Origin of the sequence: Providencia huaxiensis, from assembly GCF_002843235.3 — a bacterium.
Taxonomy (GTDB): Bacteria; Pseudomonadota; Gammaproteobacteria; order Enterobacterales; family Enterobacteriaceae; genus Providencia; species Providencia huaxiensis.
On sequence record NZ_CP031123.2, the window covers coordinates 4,321,759 to 4,335,550 of the forward strand.

At 37.4% G+C, this 13,792-nt stretch carries 8 protein-coding genes; 2 read left to right on the top strand and 6 right to left on the bottom strand.

All coding sequences use genetic code 11. The features are described 5' to 3' along the window. Positions 1-16: 16 nt before the first annotated feature. Positions 17-475, top strand: a complete 459-nt coding sequence (gene tnpA / locus CYG50_RS21700) for an IS200/IS605 family transposase (RefSeq protein WP_114365413.1) — start codon at positions 17-19, stop codon at positions 473-475. Between the two features lie 108 nt (positions 476-583). On the opposite strand, the gene CYG50_RS21705 is transcribed toward tnpA, so the two are convergent. Genes CYG50_RS21705 through CYG50_RS21730 form a run of 6 tightly spaced genes read right to left on the bottom strand, consistent with a single transcriptional unit; the run spans position 584 to position 6,801 of the window. After that, positions 584-2,569, bottom strand: a complete 1,986-nt coding sequence (locus tag CYG50_RS21705) for an ATP-binding cassette domain-containing protein (protein WP_102139187.1) — start codon at positions 2,567-2,569, stop codon at positions 584-586. Next, positions 2,556-3,008, bottom strand: a complete 453-nt coding sequence (locus tag CYG50_RS23585) for a hypothetical protein (RefSeq protein ID WP_102139186.1) — start codon at positions 3,006-3,008, stop codon at positions 2,556-2,558. The genes CYG50_RS21705 and CYG50_RS23585 overlap by 14 nt, the downstream gene beginning before the upstream one ends. Before the next feature lie 3 nt (positions 3,009-3,011). After that, positions 3,012-4,262: an HlyD family secretion protein gene (locus CYG50_RS23590; protein ID WP_102139185.1), complete on the bottom strand. Its 1,251-nt coding sequence runs from the start codon at positions 4,260-4,262 to the stop codon at positions 3,012-3,014. Then, a complete protein-coding gene (locus CYG50_RS21720) occupies positions 4,243-5,469 on the bottom strand; it encodes a TolC family protein (protein WP_102139184.1) in 1,227 nt (408 codons plus the stop codon). The genes CYG50_RS23590 and CYG50_RS21720 overlap by 20 nt, the downstream gene beginning before the upstream one ends. 5 nt (positions 5,470-5,474) lie before the next feature. Beyond that, the gene (locus CYG50_RS21725) at positions 5,475-6,395 is read right to left on the bottom strand and encodes a hypothetical protein (RefSeq protein WP_232368223.1); all 921 of its coding nucleotides are present in this window, start codon (positions 6,393-6,395) and stop codon (positions 5,475-5,477) included. Next, positions 6,352-6,801: a hypothetical protein gene (locus CYG50_RS21730; protein ID WP_102139182.1), complete on the bottom strand. Its 450-nt coding sequence runs from the start codon at positions 6,799-6,801 to the stop codon at positions 6,352-6,354. Before CYG50_RS21730 ends, CYG50_RS21725 begins: the two co-directional genes overlap by 44 nt. Before the next feature lie 264 nt (positions 6,802-7,065). Between CYG50_RS21730 and CYG50_RS21735 the strand changes: the two genes are divergently transcribed. After that, a complete protein-coding gene (locus tag CYG50_RS21735) occupies positions 7,066-13,722 on the top strand; it encodes an Ig-like domain-containing protein (protein ID WP_102139181.1) in 6,657 nt (2,218 codons plus the stop codon). Positions 13,723-13,792 lie beyond the last annotated feature (70 nt).

Below are 13,792 nucleotides of genomic sequence, written 5' to 3' on the forward strand. Positions count from 1 at the left end.
TCAAAAGGGGGTCCCAATGGGGGACGAAAAGAGCTTAGCGCATACACGATGGAATTGTAAATATCACATTGTTTTTGCCCCAAAGTATAGAAGGCAAGTTTTCTACGGTGAAAAACGTAGGGCGATAGGTAGTATTTTAAGGAAATTGTGTGAGTGGAAAAATGTCAGGATAGTGGAGGCAGAATGTTGTGTTGACCACATACACATGCTTCTAGAAATCCCACCCAAGATGAGTGTTTCGAGCTTTATGGGGTATTTAAAAGGAAAAAGCAGTCTAATGCTTTATGAGCAATTTGGGGATTTAAAGTTTAAATATCGAAATAGAGAGTTTTGGTGCAGAGGGTACTATGTTGATACGGTAGGAAAGAATACGAAACGAATACAAGAATATATAAAACATCAGTTAGAACAGGATAAATTGGGAGAGCAATTGTCGCTCCCCTATCCGGGCAGCCCGTTTACGGGCCGTAAGTAATCCATAGATGCAAATGTCAGAGCCGTTATGCGCCTGTTAGGGCGCGGCTGGTAACAAAGCCTTATAGGCGCATATTAAAAACCTCCGGCTATGCCGGAGGATATTTATTTAGCTTAAGCTAATTTTAGGAATGATAATTTCATTGTGGGGTTGTGGGGCGTTAATGTGTTTAACATGGCCCGGTGATAGCGCAATATGCTTCGTAAAAAATGAGGTCAGCCCTAAGTCGTGAGTAGAAAAGAAAATAATTGATTTATCTAATTCAAACTCTTGTTTTATTAATTGTAAAAATGAGAGCGCATCAGAGGTTGCCATAAATGATGTTGATTCGTCTAAGAATATCATTTCAGGTTGTTTTATCAGTGCAAGAACGAGCTGTAACTTTTGTTTTTCCCCTGTAGAGGCAGCGATGTCGGTGACGAGTGTGTCGTCTAAGGTTTCTTTGCTAATCAGTAAGGTTGGGCAACATAATTTGGTCAGGCGAACAATCGTATTGTTATCGAAAACACCGTAGAAATTAAAATTGTCACGTATGCTGCCATGAATAAATGTTGAAATACCATTATGGTAGGCAATTTTTTCTGTTAAAAAGGATTGGGAAATTTCATCAATTCCAATACTATTGATTGTAATATCCCCTGAAGAGTATTCCGAAGTCCCACATAATGCTTTCATTAAAGATGTCTTTCCTACCCCTGAAATACCAGTAATACCGATAACATCACCGGGTTTGGCTTCAATATTGAGCTGGTTAATAATGGTTTTACCATTAATATTAACGCTAAGATTTTTTGCACTAAAATGCTTTATCGAATCTGTTGCTATGCCATCTACTTTGAAATGGATAAGTGGATTGTTTTTTAGCTGATCAATACTGGATTTGATATGAAATAGATGTGTTTTCACCATAAATAAGCGATTAATTGCACTTGTAATTGCACCTGAAAGTCGGCCATTAATGATCATTACAGCGATAACGGAGGCCAAACTTAAACTCCCTTCACCAATAGCTAAATAGCTAGCCACGTACATGATAATCATGGATAGAAACGTATTTACTTTGATGATTTCCATCCAATGGTGGTTTGCCTCATTCAGTTTTAATTTTATTTTTTCATCTTCATTGGTTTTTGTACTGATGTACTGCTTAAAGTGGTTATCTCTGGCGAAATACAGCTCATGTTTTTTCTGTTCTAACGAGTAGTACATGGCTGATTTTTCATAGTTTAAGGTATTCGCTCGAAGCATATTTTTATAGGAAAGGAAGCGGACATGTAGACATAAAAAGATAAGCCCAGCGTAATAGCTCAATAGCAATAATGAATAAAAACCTAGCATGCCAAAAATACAAAATGAAAATAAAATGGCTAAACCGATATCATAAATAATTTGTGGTTTGATTTCCCATACCTGTAAAATCGATGCTTCGGCAGTTCTCACTTTAATCGAGGCACTTTTACAACTAGACTGCTTTAATAAATTAACAAAGTAACGATTAAAAATGCTGATGTTAAGCTTTGTTTTTTTTATATTCTGTTCATGAATAATGTGTTTAATAAAGAACTCTAAGCCAATAACAACAATGAAAATAAAACTAATATATAAGATTGAGCTTATGGACTCACTGTAAACTAATCGTGAGTTAAAAAGATTTGAATATAAAGGTAATAACAGTGCAAATACAATTAAAGGTAATGAAAATAAACTGGATTTTGGGGTTAACTTAATTAGTGATGTGTATATACTCTCTTCATTCAATGTGTTTTCACTCGCAGAGAATGAAAATAAGTTTTTACTTTCAATTAGTTGTTGCGTTATTGTGGTGTCAGTTGTGAGGTTGGTTAGCTGGCCCTTATGATTTTTAATGATAATGTACTTTCCATTTTCTATTTCCATAATGAAGAGAGCGGGCAGATTTTTTTCACTAAAATCAGAAATGGAAACATATTGATAAGTGAAAAAATCATTATTAATAAATTCATTTATATTATTTAATATATATTTATTATCATACGATAGGGCGGGAGAGATAAATGACTCCCCTAATATCTTAAAATATTGGTTAATGACATCATGGAAACTACTTTCTTTCATTTTCTTCACTCTTCAGGAAGCAAGCGTTAACACCTTGATTATCTTCAATAGGTTTCAATGCTTTAATGTGTACATTAGGCGTGCTTTTCTTAATTAATACGGTGTTATAAATGGTGTAGGTCATTGCCACATCAAAAGAGATGTTATTTCCATAACTGCAATAGATATCAATAGATTTAACCTTTTTATGGTCAATGAATTTGATGGTGTCATGGCTAAATATTAACGACTTCATGATGTTCTTGCCATTGCCATTATTACTATCGGTATTTATAGATGCAGAAGCTTCAGTGTTGCTGTTATCAATTCCTATCAATGCTGCTTTACCTTTATTTTCTTCAGCGGCCATCGTACTTGATAACACATTTGCTAAAAGTACGGCCATAAGTAATGTCATGGTTGCTACAGCAGCAGATAATGCAGAAATAAAACCTAACATAGGTCACCAAACGTTAAATGTAATGTTATCGCTAATTAATGCGGTTAAATAATGAAGCACTGAAATCTCTTTACTCGAGATATAGAGCATCACCGGTAGGCCATCATGCTCTGGAAGGAGCACAGTATTTTGTTCCGGTGTAATTTGTACGGAATAATAGCGCTCTTGGTTGGCTCGTTCCCTATCACTAAAGGAGTCAGCACTGATTTTTGTGACTTTTCCGTTAATGATTTTTTTAAATCCAGGGGAGTTCACCACAATTTTTGCTGGCAACTGTTGCGTTATAAAAGGACGATATTTCGCTAATACTTTACCTTCAATGACCCGTGTATTTTGCTGTTTTTTAATTACCATGACTAAATTTGAGGCTTCAACGTAAGAGCCTTTTTCTAAATCTTTTTCGATACTTAATACAACCCCATCTGCTGGCGATAGTACGCTATTTGCTCTTATTTTATTGCGAAGTAATTCCATCTGGCCGCTGTTTTCTAATTTCTCTTTTTTTAGCCGATTAAGTAGAGTTTCATTTTCTTGGATTTCACCGATAAGCCGTGCAGTATATTTCTTTTCTAGCAGTGAGATTTCTCGCAATAGCCCTTGAGCATTTAATTCACCTGATGTCATCAATGCGGTGGTACGGCTAATTTCAGCATTATTATTGAGTTTTTCAATTTCAGGAGCTCTTGCATTCTTTAATAATAAGTCCTTTTTTTTCAATATGTTAATCTGATTCTCTAATTCACTAGACTCTTTAACTTGTGAGATATATTTATCTCTTAAGTTGCTTATCTCCATGCGTAAGAGAACGTGACCGTAAAGCTCTCTATAAGCACTTAACGTTTGACTCTGTAAGCCCTTTGCAAAGAAAAAATATTCAGATTCTGTACTTATGCTTCCATCAAGGATTTTATTTAATAGCTTTTTATTTTCTTCTAATTCATCAATGCGTTCATTAGCAAAAGTAACGAGGTTGGTTAAGGTTTTTTCTTGATGAAACGCATCTAGATTCGTATAGGAAAATAAAATCTGATCTTTCTCTACCTTATCGCCGGTTTTAATCGCGAATTGATTAATAAATCCAGATGCAGGACTTACTATTTCTAGCCGATTGGAGACCCCTGAGATGATACCCTCTCCAGGAGAGGATATTTCTATTTCAGCTAATAAAATATATCCGATGAACAATGATGTGATACCTAGGAATATTTTTAATTTTTTAGGGATTTGGTTCAGTTTATTTAGATAACGTTTCAATTTCAGCTAACTTCCCTGTTAATTGTATGTATTCCATTTTGTTTTTCATATCAGCAATCATTAGTTCAGCTATGCGCCTTTCCATTGTTAACATATCAAATAATGTGTTAACCATTTCATAGAAAGAAGACTGTGATATTTCATATTCCCTTTGTTGGCTCTTAACTATCGAACGCATGGTCTTACGTTGTGCATGTAACCCTGCAAGTTCAGTCGCATTTGAATTAGCAATTAATTTTAAATTTTTAATTTTAGCGGTTGATTCTTTATATTTATAATCAGCCTTTCCCTTTGTTGCTTCATACAGTTTTAGCTGAGATTTTTCATTCAGTATTTTATCAAGGTCAAAGATATTTAGTTTTACCTCCATTCCCATGTAAGACTCGTTACGACTTCGAACTTGGTCAACAAATCGTTCTTCGGCGATAACATTAACATTCAAGAATGGGTTTTGTTGATAAGCATTTTCCTTCATTGCATCAGCTTGCATGCGGAGCAAGTTATATTCGCTATTTTGTTGCGCGTTTTCACTATCAATAATAGTTTTTTGCAATTTTTTTAGTAAGTTTTTGGGAACCTGTACGCCTTTAGATGGAAAGGTGATCCCCGATAAAAGCTCAATATTTGACTTATATTGTTCAATTTCTTTTTCTATATTCTGTAGCTCTGTTTCAATCCTCTGCATCAATAAGGACGCTTGTTCAACATCGCTGTATTTCGCTATACCACTTTTATAGCGGTGGGTAATAAGTTTGAAAATATTTTTAGCGTTTTTATTTAAATCATCTGTCGTTTTTGTTAACTCATTGAGATAATAGATGCCAATTAAGTTATTAGTTGTTGAGGTGTAAAGCTCTTCTTTTTCTTTGTTTAGTGAGAGCGTTGATATTTTTAATTTTAAATTTTTTTCGTTAAATTTATGAGTTAGCGTCGTATCATAGACTAATGAACTGGCAGTAATATTACTGCTGGTACTGCCATCATGGCTTTTTATTTTTCCTGATGCTGATATTTTTGGTAGATAATAATAGTTTGTTTGCTTTGCTCTGAGCTTTTCAGCTTCTAATTCTAATGACTTTATTTGAACCGGATTGGAATTTTCTAATACTCGGTTAATAAAGGCTTGGAAATTTTCTACATCTTGGCTAGCCAAGCTATAAGATGGTGATAATAGTGTTAATAAAAAACCAAAGGTGATGAGGCGCACGTTTTTTACTCCATTGATAGTAATGTTAATAATTTTTTTCTGCTCTCAATGGTGTTTTCTTTTAGCCATTGTGTAGTTTGATCTATTTTTAAAATTTCTTCTGATATTTTTTCATTTTCATTTCTTTTATTTATTTTTTCTTCTAATAAGTAGACCGCTAATTTTCTTTTCCAGTCGTCATCAGCTTCTCTTATTGATTGTAAAACTGCTAAGTGATCTTGTGCAGTGGTAGATAAGGCCTGAAGGTATGAAGAAATATCAGTCGCAAGTTCATTGCTTTCAGTCACGGAAACCATTTTTTGCGCTATACTGATATTCACTTCTTGTAATGAATTCAGGGTTTCTTGAATGTGATTAAGTTCTTCTGAGTCGTTTTTAGATAGTTGCTGTTTAGTTTTTTTATTTTCTTTTTGATAAAAGAAGTGAAAGAAATTCAAACTAACTAACAATAAAACTGAAATAGACACTCCCAGAATGGAGGTTAAGAATGCAAAAGACATTGAATTAAGTGCCATTGAAATGGATGAAATCATGGCATTCATTTTTTCTGAGATATCACCTTCTCCCCCAAGCGATGCTGAGATCGCGGTGATCATCCCTGTTAACCCAATAAATGTTCCGATTAACCCTAATGATACAGTGACGGATGCAGATAATTTAGTTTGGTTTGAAAGCAATGTATAGTTGCTTTGTTTGTTTTTATTAAATACTCGGTGAAATAAAAATATAATTAAAGGATAAATATAAATCCCAATCATGGTGTAGCTGATTTCAGGAGCAAGCAATAGACATTGCTGAACCATTTCACGTACCGATTGTAATAAAAAACAAGCGATAAACGTTGCTGCATAAAAAAATAATCCAATATAATACATGTTATTTTTAATCCCAATAAATACATGAGTTCCAACCTGGGCAATGTTCACTTGTCCCTTGTTTTAGAACAATCTCTTTATTAATGCCCATATTCTTAATTAGTGATGCCATATAAAGAAGGTTATAGGTGTTTTTTTCTTTACTGTGGCTGACCTTATCATTAATGTAACCACTGATAATGATTTTATTACTCTCGTTTTTAATGATTTCTTTCTTTATTAAAGAAATTTCATTGTTTGATAAATGAATGCCACCTTTAAAGAAAAGACGTTTGTTTGGTATATCCATCTTTATTTTTTCAAAGTTTAACTGGCCATAATTGATATGGGTTTCTGCGGCTTTCATACCACTAAAAATAAATACCATAGAAACTAAAATAATTATGCATAGTGTTCCACTTAACCCATCAACCATTGGGGCTAGTTCTTCATCAGAGTTATCATCATCTTCTTCCATTATTTTATTCTTTCATTTTAGAAACATCTTTGTTAATTCATTATTTTATTCTTTCATTTTAGAAACATCTTTGTTAATTCATTCTTTTATTATAATCGCTATTGAAATGAACTCACTTGAATTTGAGCTCAAAAAAAAAGGTTGTCAGACCACATTATATTAAATGACGTTTTATTTTTAATTAAATGGATATAATTGTTTTTATTGACGGCAGCGCGTGAGTATTAGCTGATAAATCCATTTATTAATATAATGACATAGAATATGACCGATAAAACTATCACCGATAAATTAAAAAGCATAGAAATTCAAAAGTTTAAAGTTCAAGGGTTTGATTTAATTGTAACTAAACCCGATGGTTCTATTGAGAACATTAAAAATGGGTTGTCTGAAGTTATCTTAGGAAACATGACATTATTGACTGAGCAAGGAACGATTATTTCACAAGATGAAATCCTATCATCAATAACCTTAAACGTGGGAGCCGATGCCGTTTATATCAAAGAGCAATTAACGAGTGATATCGTCGAATATACTGATAACCAAGCCTCAAAAAATAATAGTGAGCAAATCGAAGGTGAGGAACAGCAAGATGGTAATCGGCAAGACGATGAGCAAAGTTTCAACAAAAAACTAGCGGAGTTAAATCAAAAAAATCAGCAACTAGAAAAGACGCTTCAGACTTTGTCTTCTGAAAAAGACGAAAAGGAAGCATTACTAAGCTCGTCTTTAACAAAGCTTACAGAAGCGAAAAAACAGCTAAATCAGAAAAATAAATCAGAGAAAGCACCGGTAGAAGATAATGACTTAAGTTTTTCTCCGCCACCCGCACCTGTGGCTATGCCAATAAGCGTCTCGTCATCATCTACTCAGTCTGCAAATAAGCCACCCGCAGCTTCCCAAATAGATAAACCGATAACACAGGTTTTTATTCAGGGGAAACTAAGCGAAGAGTCTGACTCAGGGAAAAAGGGCGATAATATTACCCATATTAATACACCGACATTTACTGGGGTTGTTTCTCCTGATAGTCAGGCTTATCTGACGATTAATGATAAAAAATATCCGATCACCGCAGATAAAGACGGGAAGTGGTTATTAAAAATCACAGAACCGCTAGACGATAAAATATATGAATATTCATTAGTGGCTTCCTCCGTTGGCGGTAAGCCAGTGATGGTGAATGGTCAATTTGAAGTGGACACTCAGCTTGATAACCTCTCTGTTAGCCTTGATGGGCATTCGGATATCGAAACATTGGGTGGGAGACAAACGAATAATCAGGTTCCTACTTTTGCTGGGAAAGCCGAAGCCGGTAGTTCAGTCACGCTAACAATTGCAGGACAAATTTTATCGACAGTTGCTGATGATAAAGGCGGGTGGCGAATTACTGTCGAGAAACCATTGGCTGATGGGGTATCTGACTATCAAGTCACTGCAGTGGATGCAGCGGGTAATCAAAAAACCATCACTGAGACCGTGACTATTAAAACCTCCCTGCCCGATGCAATCGTACTGCTTGATAACTCGGCAGTTTTTTTGACCAATAAAGTGACGCCAACGCTTACTGGGAAAACAGATCCTAATGCCAGTATCATCGTTAAGGTCGCTGAAAAAGAGTACTTCACCAAAGCTAATGCGCAAGGTGATTGGTCACTCACCATCAATAATAATCTAACGGATGGCTCATATGTATTAAAGGTTAAGGTCACAGACAGTGTAGGGAATCAGGGCATATTTATCCAAAGCCTATTAGTAGACACCACTCCACCCCCTGCACAAGCTAAGCTCAGAGAGAGCTGCGATTCGGGTGTCAAAGGTGACAATATCACCCAACAAGAAGCTGTAATATTGGAAGGCGAAACCAAACCGCAATCGACGGTCGTGGTCCAGTTTGCGGGGCAGGAATATAGCGTTATTGCGGATAAAGACGGGCACTGGCAAGTACCATTACCCGCAGTGAAGCAAGATGGTGTATATGATTTCCACGTGAAAGTGATAGACACCCTCGGAAACATTGGGGCGTCTGAAGGGCAGTTCACCGTAGATACTAAGGTTGATCGCTTATCTGTTTACCTTGAAGCGCAGTCTGATAGTGGCAATATCGGTGATAATATCACCAAAGAGACGCGTCCACACTTTACTGGCAAAGCAGAAGTGGGTAGCCGTATTGAGTTGACGATTGATGGGCAACAGTTAAAAACCTTTGCTGACAGCCATGGGGATTGGGCCGTGGCGGCTCAAAAAGCATTAGCCGACGGTATCTATCATTACGAAGTAGCGGTAATGGATGTGGCAGGCAACACCACTATAGTTACTGAGTCCGTGCAGATCAAAACCACATTGCAGCCGACAATTTTGCAACTTAATAATCAGTCTGATTTTGTCACTAACCAATTGACTCCCACCCTGTTAGGGCAATCTGAGCCCCATGCAAAGATAGAGATTTCTCTGAGCGGACAAAAATACTCAATGGTGGCCGATGAACAGGGTGCTTGGTCATTTATGGCCACCTCATTAGTCACGTCGGGAAGTTACCCACTCAAAGTGCTCGTTACCGATATTGCAGGAAATAGCGAGAAAATCAGCGAGACGGTGTGGGTAGACACCACGCCACCTGTTGCGCAAGCGAATCTGAACGAGAGTTGTGATTCAGGTATCAAAGGTGACAATATCACCCAACAAAAAACTGTAACATTGGAAGGCAAAACCAAATCTAAATCGACGGTCGCGGTCCAGTTTGCGGGGCTGGAGTACAGCGCTACTGCGGATAAAGACGGGTATTGGCAAATACCACTACCCGCAGTGAAGCAAGACGGTGTGTATGATTATCAGGTGAAAGTGACAGATATCATTGGAAATGTCGAGACGTCTAAAGGGCAATTCACTGTAGATAGCCATATTATCCTGACCGCAGGCTTAGATCCTGCAAGCCAAGAGAATTCGAATGCTTTAATAACTTATCTAAAACGCCCTCAAATCAGTGGCACATCGGATCCTGAAAGTAAAATCACTGCGGAATTTAAAGGACAAACTAAAATAGTTTATGCGGATCACCAAGGAAAATGGTCTCTGATTTTTGATGTCGATGCGAATGTCGGTAAGGATAACCACTATAAGGTTGTCGCAGAAGATACCGCGGGTAATCAAAATACCATTAGTCAGAGCTTTACGTACCTGCCCCCATCATTAGAGGGTGGGAATGCGGAGCTTCCGGCGCTTATAGTCACATTAGACGCGGCATGTGATAGTGGAAATAAAGGTGATTATATCACCAATATCAAAGCGCCTAAGTTTACTGGGATTGCGACTCCAGGGGCTAAAATTACACTGGTAATCGGGAATGAAAGTTTTCCTACTGTGGCAGATAAAGTGACTGGAAACTGGGAAGTTAAAGTTAAAGAACTCGAGGAAGGAAATAGCCAGTACCTTGTGACGGCTGAGCACCCGGTAAATGGACAAACAACGGATGTTTCTGGAAATATATTTATTGATACCACCGCCCCTGTATCCACGATTGAATTAAGTGCAGAAACGGATACAGGAACCAAAGGAAATTTTATTACCGCACATCGCAACCCTGTATTTACGGGAAGAGGGGAGCCGGGGTGTAAAGTTATATTGCAATTAAATAATGAGTTAGTTCCAACGACTGCCGATAATAATGGCAAGTGGAGCTTAAAGCTTTCCAATGAATTACCGAAAAACTTTATTGGTGATTATAAAATTACTGTTACGGATGCGGCAGATAATCAATTTGAAAAAATAGATACACTGATAATTAATTCTAATCCCCCAGAGATAACCGATGCTGCTCTGGCTTCACCTTGGACGAAAGGTAAATTCCATGATGATAAATCGACTAATGACTTAGAGGCAACTTTTACAGGCAAGGTAACCCCTGGTTCAAGTTTACAATTTAAATTTAGATTGAGTAATACAGATGAGCATGCGTTTTCCATTACCGACATTGATAAAGATGGGAATTGGTCTTTTAGTTTGCCTTCAGGTCTTCTTCGAGTAGACTGCCGTTATGACCTTGATAATATGTCATTAATTGCCACGTCCCCTGCTGGGTTGAAGACAGAAAAGGTGATTGAAGAAAAAGGTATTCAAATAAAGGATTGTGTTTTAAATGTAACATTTGAAGTGGCGGCAGAGTCGAGTAGTACGGGGGAAATTGATAACTCATTGAGTTCAAGTCGTTCACCGAAGTTACAGGGCGTGATTTCAGGAGCGACGGATAGAGATGAACTCAGTGCAACTATACTGATATGTGGTAAAACGTATTCGGTTAATTTGACTAATGGTCGAAAAAATTGGGATTTTAAGGTTCCAGCAGATATTCAACTCCCTCTAGGGGAAGTCCCCTATACTCTTACATTTAAAGACGTTTATGGCTCGGTAAGGGAGTTTTCTTCTTCCGTAATAATCAGTGATTTTAAATTTTACCTTGACCCCGATACGGATTCAGGTGAAATCGGTAACCACTATACCAATCATAAAAAACCCGTTTATAAAGGACAAATAACAGCCGGTGGTACGATTTCAGCGAAAGTAAATGGTCATAATTATCCTATACAAGCAAATGATAAGGGAGAGTGGCGTTTCGAAGTTCCTATTAAAGGGGATGGAGCCTACCATATTAGCTTTATCCAAGATGACGGTACAGTTTCAGTAGGGCAAACAACACTCAATATCCTTACCACAGAACCGGTGTTTAATGGCTTTGGTTTTGTTGATAAGCAATTTCATGCAGGTACGCAAGTTGCGAATGTAACCAATCCTAAACTGGTTTTCACTTATCGTGGAAACATGGATTATTACCTAATAAACGTGAATGGGAAAACCACTCGACATAATAAGCTACAAACTAAATATAATGGTTCTAAAACGGTGTTTGCTAATGGGCTCGCCTTACCTGACGGTGAGCATGTAGCAAAGATAACTGCATTTGATATTGCTGGAAATAAAACAGAGCATGAAGTGGTTATTAAAGTGCTCAGTGACGAGTCCGGTAAGACCGCTCCAAGTATTGAATTTGGTGTGAATGATAAACAATTAATTTCTGAAAAGGACGGTAAATTACTTTTCAACCAAAATGACTTAACACTCACGGGGACGACGAGTGTCGCAAGCCTAGTTACCATCAAAGACATAAATGGAAAAATACTGGGTGCGGCAAAAGCAAATAATCAGGGGATTTGGCAAATACAATTACCCAATGACATCGTCCCTGTCGGTATTCAGGATGGTGAAAATATTAAATTATCAGTTACAGCAAAGGATTTAGTTAATCGTGAAACGCAGTTTGAGTTTGATTTAGTCTATGACATCTCTCCTCCTGAATTAACTGCGGAATTAGATGATCCGCTATCGAGTGGAGGTATTATCCATGTTAGCCAACCAACATTTAGTGGAACAACCAAAGTTAATTCGGAAGTACGCTTGACGATAAATGGAAAGACTTATCATACAACTGCGGGTCACGATGGTAACTGGCAAATTAAATTATCTGATACAGAGGCACTTGCTGAGGGGGCTTACTCTTATGAAATCGAAGCCCGAGACATTTTGGGCCAAATTAGTTTGCAACCCATATTGGGCGATTTTACAGTAAAAACCATCGCTTTAGCGGCGGGAGGGTTAACATCAGATTCAGATTCGGGGATTCAGGACGATAACCACACAAATGTAAATACGCCGACATTTAGCGGAATTACTGAACCAAATGCGGAAATTCGATTGGTTTTTGATAACAAAGTCTCTTCAACTTTTGAAACTATCGCCAATGAGAAAGGCGAATGGACGCTCCCTGTTGATATTGAATTGAGTGATGGTCTTCATGACTATGTGATTTTTGCAAATGATAAGATTCAGGGGATTAAAGGCCAAGTTTCAGGGCAATTGGTGATTGATACATTAGCGCCTGACTACCTTCTTGGTGGTGTTGTGGACCCTGTAAGCTTTACCACTCAACAGGATATTTTAACCGATGTTTCTGTCCTGACTTTTGCAGGAATTGCAGAGCCTGAAACTTATGTACGGCTAACGATTGGCCAACAGGTTTATAAAGATATTAAGGTGAATGAAGGTGGTGAGTGGGCGTTTACTTTACCTCATTCACTTAAAGACGCTGATTATAACTATCTAATTGAGGCAATTGATATTGCGGGTAACATAGGAGTACAACGTTTAACCGGAACAGTGACCGTTGACGCGACACCCCCTGAAATTACGGAATGCAGCCTAGATGTGATGACTGACTCCGGTCTATTAAATGATGCCGTGACTAACCATAATCACCCAACATTCAGTGGAGTAACAGAACCGAATGCATTGGTTGAGTTCACTATCAATCAAAAAACGTACCAAGAGAGCGCCAATGAAAAAGGAGTATGGACAATTCCTGTAACAGAAGCTCTGAACGATGGTTCCTATGATTATCTTATTAAGGTAAAGGATAAAGTAGGCCATAGCGCGGAAAAGACAGGGAAAGTCATGATAGATACTAAGGCAGCTGAATTGAGTGGGAATTTAGATGACTCAACGAATACAGCGGATAAACAGGATGAGATCACCAGTATCAATACGCCAAAGTTCAGTGGTGTAACAGAGGCTGACACCATGGTATTTTTGACTATTGATAATCAAACCTATAAGCAAAAATCAAATGAAGTGGGCCAATGGGAAATCTCTATGAATAACCCCTTAAAAGATGGCATTTATGACTATGAAGTCAATGTATATGATCAGGCAGGAAATCAGGCACAGGTTAAAAGTCGTATTACTATTTATTCCGATTTACCCGATGCGACCGTAACCCCAAAACCAGTAGATAATATCGAAGTGAATCAGGTTGATATTCCTCCAATAGATTCTACGTTGATACCAATAGATATTGATAATCACTATTTTTAGTTAAATAAGAGCCCTACCATGAAAATGGTGAGGCTCAAGTATTTATAGAAGATGATTAAAAGGGATATCG

What these genes read in the sequence shown, in the direction of transcription:
- tnpA (WP_114365413.1), top strand. Translation starts at nt 17, where the DNA reads ATGGGGGACGAAAAGAGCTTAGCGCATACACGATGGAATTGTAAATAT.
- CYG50_RS21705 (WP_102139187.1), bottom strand. Translation starts at nt 2,569, where the DNA reads ATGAAAGAAAGTAGTTTCCATGATGTCATTAACCAATATTTTAAGATA.
- CYG50_RS23585 (WP_102139186.1), bottom strand. Translation starts at nt 3,008, where the DNA reads ATGTTAGGTTTTATTTCTGCATTATCTGCTGCTGTAGCAACCATGACA.
- CYG50_RS21730 (WP_102139182.1), bottom strand. Translation starts at nt 6,801, where the DNA reads ATGGAAGAAGATGATGATAACTCTGATGAAGAACTAGCCCCAATGGTT.
- CYG50_RS21735 (WP_102139181.1), top strand. Translation starts at nt 7,066, where the DNA reads ATGACCGATAAAACTATCACCGATAAATTAAAAAGCATAGAAATTCAA.